9 protein-coding genes and 1 pseudogene are annotated in these 8,798 nt (G+C 56.4%); 6 read left to right on the top strand and 4 right to left on the bottom strand.

Going from position 1 to position 8,798, the window contains the following annotated elements:
- The 4 genes from rsxC to M7R55_RS07685 all read left to right on the top strand — a co-directional run.
- Positions 1–1,079, top strand: a 1,079-nt coding sequence (gene rsxC, locus M7R55_RS07700; protein WP_298219835.1) for an electron transport complex subunit RsxC, incomplete at its 5' end; no start/stop codon positions are given.
- The gene (gene rsxD, locus M7R55_RS07695; RefSeq protein ID WP_298219834.1) at positions 1,076–2,125 is read left to right on the top strand and encodes an electron transport complex subunit RsxD; all 1,050 of its coding nucleotides are present in this window, start codon (positions 1,076–1,078) and stop codon (positions 2,123–2,125) included. The genes rsxC and rsxD, both read left to right, overlap by 4 nt.
- A gap of 10 nt (positions 2,126–2,135) precedes the next feature.
- The gene (locus M7R55_RS07690) at positions 2,136–2,906 is read left to right on the top strand and encodes an RnfABCDGE type electron transport complex subunit G (RefSeq protein ID WP_298219833.1); all 771 of its coding nucleotides are present in this window, start codon (positions 2,136–2,138) and stop codon (positions 2,904–2,906) included.
- The gene (locus M7R55_RS07685; protein ID WP_298219832.1) at positions 2,899–3,594 is read left to right on the top strand and encodes an electron transport complex subunit E; all 696 of its coding nucleotides are present in this window, start codon (positions 2,899–2,901) and stop codon (positions 3,592–3,594) included. Before M7R55_RS07690 ends, M7R55_RS07685 begins: the two co-directional genes overlap by 8 nt.
- Positions 3,595–3,660: 66 nt before the next feature.
- Here M7R55_RS07685 and M7R55_RS07680 read toward each other — a convergent pair whose 3' ends face one another.
- Positions 3,661–4,092, bottom strand: a complete 432-nt coding sequence (locus M7R55_RS07680; RefSeq protein ID WP_298219831.1) for a hypothetical protein — start codon at positions 4,090–4,092, stop codon at positions 3,661–3,663.
- A gap of 240 nt (positions 4,093–4,332) precedes the next feature.
- Between M7R55_RS07680 and M7R55_RS07675 the strand changes: the two genes are divergently transcribed.
- Positions 4,333–4,464 carry a hypothetical protein gene (locus M7R55_RS07675; protein ID WP_298219830.1) on the top strand — a complete coding sequence of 44 codons (132 nt, stop codon included), beginning with the start codon at positions 4,333–4,335 and terminating at the stop codon, positions 4,462–4,464.
- Between the two features lie 219 nt (positions 4,465–4,683).
- Here the strand turns inward: M7R55_RS07675 and radA are convergent, their stop codons facing one another.
- A complete protein-coding gene (radA, locus tag M7R55_RS07670) occupies positions 4,684–6,066 on the bottom strand; it encodes a DNA repair protein RadA (RefSeq protein WP_298219829.1) in 1,383 nt (460 codons plus the stop codon).
- The gene (locus tag M7R55_RS07665) at positions 6,066–7,340 is read right to left on the bottom strand and encodes an HlyC/CorC family transporter (RefSeq protein ID WP_298219828.1); all 1,275 of its coding nucleotides are present in this window, start codon (positions 7,338–7,340) and stop codon (positions 6,066–6,068) included. The genes radA and M7R55_RS07665 overlap by 1 nt, the downstream gene beginning before the upstream one ends.
- 142 nt (positions 7,341–7,482) lie before the next feature.
- Here M7R55_RS07665 and M7R55_RS07660 point away from each other — a divergent pair, with 142 nt between their 5' ends.
- Complete coding sequence (locus M7R55_RS07660) at positions 7,483–8,010, top strand: hypothetical protein (RefSeq protein ID WP_298219827.1); 528 nt, start codon at positions 7,483–7,485, stop codon at positions 8,008–8,010.
- Positions 8,011–8,357: 347 nt separating this feature from the next.
- Here M7R55_RS07660 and M7R55_RS07655 read toward each other — a convergent pair.
- Positions 8,358–8,621 (bottom strand): annotated as a pseudogene (locus tag M7R55_RS07655) (integrase core domain-containing protein); the annotation flags it as partial.
- Positions 8,622–8,798 lie beyond the last annotated feature (177 nt).

Raw genomic sequence — 8,798 nt, 5'->3', positions numbered from 1 at the left:
GCTGTCTGATCGGCATCGAGGACAACAAGCCAGAGGCCATCGCCGCCCTGCTGGAAGCGAGCCGCTCGGATCCGCGTTTTGCGGTATTTTCCGTCCCCACCCGTTATCCGGCGGGGGGCGAAAAGCAACTCATCAAGGTGTTGACGAATATCGAAGTGCCGCGCGGTCGTCGGGCCAGCGAGTTCGGCTTGCTCTGCTTGAACGTGGCCACCGTGGTGGCGATTCACCGGGCTGTCACCTTTGGCGAACCGATGACCGACCGGATCGTGACGGTCACGGGGGAGGGTATCGCGCGACCGGAAAACCTCAAGGTGCGCATCGGCACACTGATGAGCGATGTGGTGGCGGAGGCGGGCGGATACCGCCCCGGGGTCGATCGGCTGATCATGGGCGGCCCGATGATGGGCTTTGCCTTGCACAGCGATGAGGTGCCTGTGGTCAAGGCCACCAACTGTCTGTTGGCCTTGCGCCCGCAGGATCGCCCTGCCGAACCCGCGCCTCAACCCTGCATACGTTGCAGTCTCTGTGCCGAGGCCTGCCCTGCCGATCTGCTGCCGCAGCAGTTGTATTGGTACGCCCGCGCCAAGCAGTTCGATCGCGTGGTGGAGTACAACCTGTTCGACTGCATCGAATGTGGCGTGTGCAGCGCGGTTTGCCCATCTCACTTGCCACTGGTCGATTATTATCGCTTTGCTAAAACCGAAGTCTGGGCGCAGGAACGTGAAAAATCCAAGGCAAATCAGGCACGCGAGCGTTTCGAATTCCGCAACGAACGGCTGGAGCGAATCAAGGCGGAGCGCGAAGCCGCTTTGAACAAGAAACGTCAGGCTTTGGCGGCAAAGACCACGGCTGCTACCGATGATGCCAGTGCGGCACCAGATTCTTCGGATGCGTTTGGTTCGTATAAGCCCGCGTCGAACGGCGCCGAGGCACCCGCCAGTATGGATGCCGCTGTCGAAGCCGCACGGGCGCGCGCCAAGGCACGACGGGAAGCTTTGGACGCTGATCGTGCCGCAGCGAATGAACAAACACCGGTTCAGGCACAACAAGAACAGATTTCCAAGAGCGATCCGCCATGAGATTTTCCCCGCAAACTGCGCCCTTGCCCGAGGCATCCAATAACGTTCGCCGCGTCATGTTGACGGTGTTGTTGGCAATGTTGCCGGGTACCATCGTCGCGATTGCCTTGTTGGGTTGGGGGGTCTTGATCAACATCCTGCTGGCGGTGAGCGCCGGTTTGGTGGCGGAAGCGGCGATGCTGAGCCTGCGTGCCCGTCCCATGCGGCCGGCCATTGGCGATGGTTCGGTCATCGTGCTGGCCTGGATTCTGGCGTTGTGCCTGCCCAACCTTGGGCCGTGGTGGCTGCCGGTATTCGGCACCGTTTTTGCCGTGGTTGTTGCCAAGCAATTATACGGTGGCCTGGGGTTCAATCTCTTCAACCCGGCCATGGTCGGTTATGTCGTATTGCTGATCTCGTTCCCGGAGCCCATGACGCGCTGGGGGCCGGCCATTGACAGCTCGGGTTCGGCGCTCAATTTCATGCAGTCGGTCGCCTGGTCTTTCTCGGGTGCGCTGCCTAGTGGTGTCGGTTACGATGGTCTGAGTGTTGCAACGCCGCTTGATCATGCGCGCGAGCAACTCAGTACCGGTGCTACCCTCCATAACCTGACACAAAGCCTGTTTAGCGGGAGTTCCTTAGCTCAGTCGTGGAATTTGTGGTTGAGCCTGGCCTTCTTTGCAGGTGGTGTCTTTCTTCTATGGCGCGGCGTCATCCGTTGGCATATTCCGGCGGCGGTGATCACGGGTGTGCTGGTGATGTCCGGGTTCCTGTGGCTGCTGGATTCGGCGCGCCACGCCAGCCCGCTGTTTCATCTCATCACGGGGGCCACCGTTTTTGGTGCCTTCTTTGTCGCTACCGATCCGGTAACAGCGTCGACTACACCTCGTGGTCGTCTGATTTTTGGTTTCGGTATCGGCGTGTTGACGGTGCTGATTCGCAGCTTCGGCAGTTATCCCGATGGCGTTGCCTTTGCCGTTTTGCTGATGAACCTGTGTGTGCCGCTGATCGATTATTACAGTCAGCCCAAGGTTTTCGGCCATAAGAAGTCAGAACCCATAAAATGAGATCTACGGCATGAAGCGCCTGCTCACACTGGATAAAAGCCGGATCATCATCACCGCGCTGTTGCTGGGTGGTTTTTCCGTGGTGGGTGTCGGTTTGGTTTCGGTAACGCAAGAAGCCACGCGTGAGCGCATTGCCCAGGGTGAATTAGCGGTGTTGCGTGGGCAGGTCACAGCAGTGCTGCGTCCAGGCAGTTTCGATAACAATCCGGCTGATACCGCCTTTTTGCCGCCGGATCCTGAGGCGTTGAATTTGCCGCCACTGAAACCGGAACCCAGCGATCCGGTCGAGCGATTGTCGGCGTCGGTGCGGGCTGGTATCGTTGGATTCCGGGCCATGAAGGAGGGTAAGGTAACCGCCGTTGTGCTCCCCGTCATTACGCCTTATGGCTACAGTGGCGATATCAAGCTCATCGTCGGTGTCGACCGCGAAGGTGAAATCACCGGCGTGCGCGTGACCAAACATAACGAAACACCGGGTCTCGGCGACAAGATCGAAACGGCCAAGGGCCGCTGGATATTCGGCTTCGAGGGCAAGAGCCTCGATGACCCCGGTGAAAAGGGCTGGGCCGTGAAGAAGGACGGCGGCGTGTTCGATCAGTTCAGCGGTGCCACCATCACCCCCCGTGCCGTCGTCGGTGCCATTCATCAGGTGCTGGAGTATGTGCGTTTGCATCATGACGAATTGTTTGACGCGCCGCACTCATCCAGACATGAACATGATGATGAGTCAAAAGACAAACCAGAAGCGGCACACATACCAACAGAGGTAAACCATGAGTGATGTTTCCTATCGAGATCTTGCGGTACAAGGGCTCTGGAAAAACAATCCGGGGTTGGTCCAGATTCTCGGCATGTGCCCGATGATGGCGATCTCCAATACCGTGGTCAATTCATTGGGATTGGCGATGGCGACCATCTTGACGATGGTGGTTTCCAATGGCTTGGCTTCGGCGATTCGTCATTGGGTGCGCCCTGAAGTGCGACTGCCGGTGTTCGTGATGGTCGTCGCTTCGGTCGTGACCGTGATCGAACTCTGGATGAACGCTTATCTGAATACGCTCTACCACGTGCTGGGCATCTTTCTGCCGCTCATCGTGACCAACTGCATCGTGATTGCCAGGGTAGAGGGCTTCGCGGCGCGTAATCCCGTTTTGCCGTCTTTGTATGACGGGTTGATGATGGGGCTGGGCTTCGGTCTCGTGCTCGTGGCACTGGGGGTCATTCGCGAATTGCTGGGTTTCGGCACATTGCTGGCGAATGCACAGCAACTCTTCGGCCCGATGGCGGCCAATTGGACGATTCATGTTCTGCCGGAACAAGCCCACTTCCTGTTGGCGATTCTGCCACCCGGCGCGTTCATGGCGCTTGCTATCCTGATTGCCATCAAACAGGCGATAGAGCAGCGCAGAGCAACCCGTCTCGCCCAGCCTGTTGCAATGGAGTTGCCCAACGCGGCGACTGCTCGGTAGCAGACAGCGGTACACGCGCACTCGTCATCAAAAGGTCAGTGTCGAGGAGTGACATTTACAGCCAGATCAACCGCAGCTGCTGGTGCTCTTGTTGTGGCAGATGGGCGTTACGTCCGGATGCTCGACGGCATCGGCAATCACGCTGACAAAGTGACCGAGTTCGTCCGGTGTCAGCACAGTCAGAATACGGTTCATGATGTCCGGATCAACCCGGGCAAGACTTGACCCTCCATCTTCCAACTGCACCCAGATACCCGCAGAGACGATATCGCCATCATCTTCCAGTGCGCGTGCAGCGGCTTCGTTTCGGGAGGTTTCCTCTTCGTACCATGCTTCGATCTGATCGAGCAGGTCTTCGTCGATATCGTCCGGAATGGCCACATTCGTTACGGCATCGTTAATGGGATCCGGACGGCTGACGACCTCAAGACCGAGGGCCTGAACCCGTTCGATAAAAGCAGCTCCACGGTCGGAGGTCAAAAAGCTGAATTCGTACATGATGAACATACCTATCTTGACGGTGTAACCGTCGATTAAACCGGCGCGCTACGCGCCTGCAAGTAATAAATATAGCCTAGCAAGCGTTACGAATGAATCCCAGGCTATGCTTATTGATAACAGATCTATGCTGTTCGATATTCATGAGTGTTTCACTTGGTTGAATTGACACAACTTGTCGATAAAGTGTGTCTATTGCCCTATTCTCTGGGCTTGGTTGTTCATAAGGAGACATGAATCATGCATATTGAATTTCAAATTGTTCTGCTGTCTATTCTGGCCATGATCGGTATTGTCGGTGTGCCTGCATATGTATTTTGGATGTTCTGGAAGAAATCGGGCGAGGCGCTCAAGGAGAAGAAGCAGCACTAACAGGATGCTGAAAAACCTCATCCATGAGTTTTTCAGCGATACCGGGTCCGGTACATGTCCAGACCCGGTATCGGAAAATCAATCACTTACGTAATCTATTTTTCGTGCGGGATATCCATGTCCCGTCTTATCAGGTCGCTGAAACAAGTATTTCAGCAGCCTGCTAAGCTCGGGGTTTATAGCCCCTGTATTGCGGGGTTGTTATGGAGATGCTGAGCGTTACAACAGTTCCAGCGCCTGATTGAGATGGCTGACGGCCGTGATGTTCAAGCCGTCTATCGGTCGTGCGGGCAAATTGGCTTTGGGTACGATGGCATGGGTGAAGCCATGCTTGGCCGCTTCGGCAAGTCGTTCTGGCCCGCCACTGACCGGACGGATTTCACCGGCGAGCCCCACTTCACCAAAAACAATCAATCCTTCCGGCAGGGGCCTGGCCCGGAAGCTCGACAAGATCGCCAGCAGGCTGGGCAGGTCGGCCGCCGTTTCCGCGACGCGCACGCCGCCGACCACATTCAAAAAAACATCCTGATCATATAGGGCGATCTGGCCGTGCCGGTGCAGCACGGCCAGAAGCATGGCCAGCCGGTTCTGGTCGAGACCGACGGTCAACCGCTTGGGATTGCCGCCGGGGTGTTCGGCAACGAGCGCCTGAACTTCGACCAGCAGAGGGCGAGTGCCTTCACGGGTGACGGTAATGACGCTACCGGGAACCGGTTGTTCATGGCGCGACAAAAAAATGGCGGATGGGTTGGTGACGGGTTTCAAACCGCGATCGGTCATGGCGAATACGCCGATTTCGTTGGCGGCGCCGAAACGGTTCTTGACCGCACGAATCACCCGAAAACGCGCACCGGGATCACCCTCGAAATAAAGTACGGTATCGACCATGTGTTCGAGCACGCGCGGCCCGGCCAGAGCACCTTCCTTGGTGACATGGCCGACAATGAAGATGGTGACTTCATGCCGTTTTGCAAAGCGTACAAGTTGGGCCGTGCCTTCGCGCAAATGCGATACGGAACCGGGGGCGGCGGTCAGTCCTTCGGTATGCAGCGTCTGGATGGAATCGACCACCAGCAGACGCGGCAATTGGCGGGCACAGTGCGCCAGAATCGCTTCGACCGACGTTTCACTCATCAAGGTCAGTTGACCTTGTTTCCCTGACAGATCGGCCTCAAGCCGCTGGGCGCGCAGCGCGACCTGTTGCAGGGATTCCTCGCCCGTCACGTAGAGGCAGGGCATACGCGCCTGGAGTGTGAGCAGGGTTTGCAGTAACAACGTCGATTTGCCGATACCCGGGTCGCCACCGATAAGGATGACCGAACCTTCGACCAAACCGCCGCCCAGGACGCGATCGAGTTCATCCAGCCCGGTGGATTCCCGGGGTGTTTCGCTGATGCGAACTTCGGATATCAGGGTGGTTTGCGGGTTGCCCCCGGCATAGCCGCTGACACCCGGTGAACTGGCAGTCGATGCGTTACCGGGCAGGCGGATTTCGGTGAGGCTGTTCCATGCCCCGCACTCGCTGCAGCGGCCCGCCCACTTGGGGAAATCGGCACCGCATTCCTGGCAGACGAAGGCCGATTTCTCCCTGGCGCGCGCCATTAATGATCGCTCGCCGGTTCGTGCGTGATGGTGAGTCGAGCGATGTCGACAGCTCGATTCCGGACGGACTCTACGGTAATCAGGATGTCGCCCAGATCAACTTCGGCGCCAACGGTTGGCAGCGTTTCTAGCTGCTCGATGATCAGGCCATTGAGCGTGCTGGCTTCCTGTGTGGGCAGTTCGATGGCCAGTTCCCGGTTGATCTCCCGGATGGGCATATTGCCCTTGAGTAGATAACTGCCATCTGCCTCCGCCTTGATTTCGTCGTTATCGGTAACCGGCGATGTGGTGAAGTCGCCAACGATTTCCTCAAGGATATCCTCGAGTGTAACGAGACCTTGAACATCGCCGTATTCATCGACCACCAGCGCCGATCTGCGTTTTTCTTTCTGAAAGTTGAGCAGTTGCGTGGTCAGTGCCGTTCCCTCGGGTACGTAGTAGGGTTCGCGCAGCAGCCGTTTTAGCCGGCTAAGGGTGAGCGAGCCGTCCATCAGTGGCCCGAATAATCGGCGCACCGTGATCACGCCGATGGTGTTCTCGACGGAACCCTTGTAAACCGGTACCCGACTGTAGGACAGGTGCTTGATTTGTTCGAGTACCTCTTCCCAGGGCACACTGATGTCGATACCGATGATATCGGCTCGGGGAATCATGATGTCCTCGACCTGCCCCTGTTCCAGGTTGAGCACCGACAGCAACAGTTCCTGATGTTGATCGGGCAGATGTTGACTGGACTCGCGTACGATAGTCTGCAACTCGGCGGCCGACAGGCCCTGAACTTGTTTGGTCTTGGTGTTGAATCCGAGCAGGTGAAGCAGACCATTCGCCAGCAAGTTGATGAGCTGGATCAAGGGCAGGATCGGCTTCATGACGAGGTTATAGATATAGGCGGAGGGCCAGGCGAACCGTTCGGGGGACACTGCTGCCGCTGTCTTCGGGGCGACTTCACCGAAAATCAGCAGGGCGAAGGTCATCACGCCGGTGGCAATGGCAAGGCCACTGTCGCCAAACAGGCGTAAGCCGATGACCGTGGCAATGGACGAAGCTAGAATATTGACGAAGTTGTTGCCCAAAAGAATCAGCCCGAGCAATCGGTCGGGCTTTTCAAGCAGTTTTTGCGCGCGCACCGCGCCGCCGTGCCCACGCTTGGCCAGGTGGCGCAGTCGGTAGCGGTTCAGGGAAATGAGCGCAGTCTCTGAACTGGAGAAAAACGCCGATAACAAAATGAGAATAACGAGTGCCGCGATCAGCACGCCAAGGTGTGTTTCGTTCAATGGAGGATCTGTGTGTGGCCAAACAGGGCTCTAGTGTACGAAAAAAACGCGGGCTAGTGGGAATTCATCGTCAAGGTTGGTTATTTGAGTTGGCACGGATATCGCTTTGCATTGTTCACTAATTAGCGGGAGGCTAACCGTGATGAGTGATTCAGTCTTCGGAATCCATGGGCAGGCATTGGTGTTCCAATCGCAACGTATGGGGATTCTGGCTTCGAATATATCCGTGCTCAGTAGCAAGCAGAATCAGTACAGCACGAATATCGACAATGCGACCGGTAAGATTCAGGTGCAGGAATCGACCTTGGGTTCGATTGCCACGATGCTGCAAAGCGTGCGTGATCTTGCTATTCAAGCGAACAACGCTGCGCAAAATTGCACGTCTTTGGCCGTGCTTTCAGATCAGCTGGATCAGTTGAAACAAGCCTTGGCAAGTCAGATGAATGTCACGGATGAGCGCGGGGAGTATCTCTTCTCAGGTACGGCGGCTCGTCAGATACCCTATGATGCAAACGGCATGCTCAATCCGGCCGTGGATTCGGCGGGGACGGTCAAGCTGGCTATTTCCGACCAGCAGTCAGTGGCCATTAATCAGCCAGCCGGGCAGATTTTCCAGCTTTCATCCAGCGCGACGACGGGGGGGGGATGCAAGCATTCTGCAAGTCATTGATCAACTGAAAGCGGCTATTACGACCCAGCCCGCAAATCTCCAGACTATTTGAGTCCTTTGCACGGCCAACCGCCTTTCTGGCCAAAACCCAAATGAGGCAATTTTTTAAGCCTTTTTCTCTTTTTTGGTCAATTTTTGGCCATTTTTATCTCGCTTTTCCTCGTATTTCACGGTTTTTGCGCATTCTGGACACAATGATCCTACGTTCCTACACACAGGCTCGTTGGATGTTTGCACCCCGTTTGAGATTGTGTGCCATCGCGATCAAGGTGACACGCGCCTGATTTCTGGCCCGCCCCATGTAGCGTGCCTGTACAGGGGACCCATCCGTCAAGACAGAAATCGGTCTAATTTAAGCTGGTCTGTCCGTCTGTCTCGCAACTGCATGGCGTTGCCCCATTCTTGCTAAATTTGTCCACTATCCTTGCGCCGCCACCGCTGGCCGTCGCGTACACCGTTGCCGGTGTGCGATTGCCCAATGACTGGTGTGGGCGTTCGTCGTTGTAAAACACGAAGTATTCCGTCAGACCCAGCATCAGTTCCATCGCGTTGCGGTAGCCCTTCAAGTACACGTCTTCGTATTTGACGCTGCGCCATAACCGTTCAACGAAGGGCAGCTCGAATAACCCGAGATTTTCAATGAATTCAGCCACTGAATCATGCCTGTGGCCGAATCCGGCTCAAATTCCACAACAAACGGCTACCTTTCCAAGCAGCTTTGCCCGGTTTTTACTCCGAATCTCCATGGTTGGCGGCGATTCGACCCATTTTGGGCGTTATGCGGGCAC

The organism is Halothiobacillus sp. (genome assembly GCF_027346185.1).
Lineage (GTDB): Bacteria > Pseudomonadota > Gammaproteobacteria > Halothiobacillales > Halothiobacillaceae > Halothiobacillus.
Note: the sequence above shows the minus strand (reverse complement) of the source record. Positions and strands in the feature narration are given on the sequence as shown.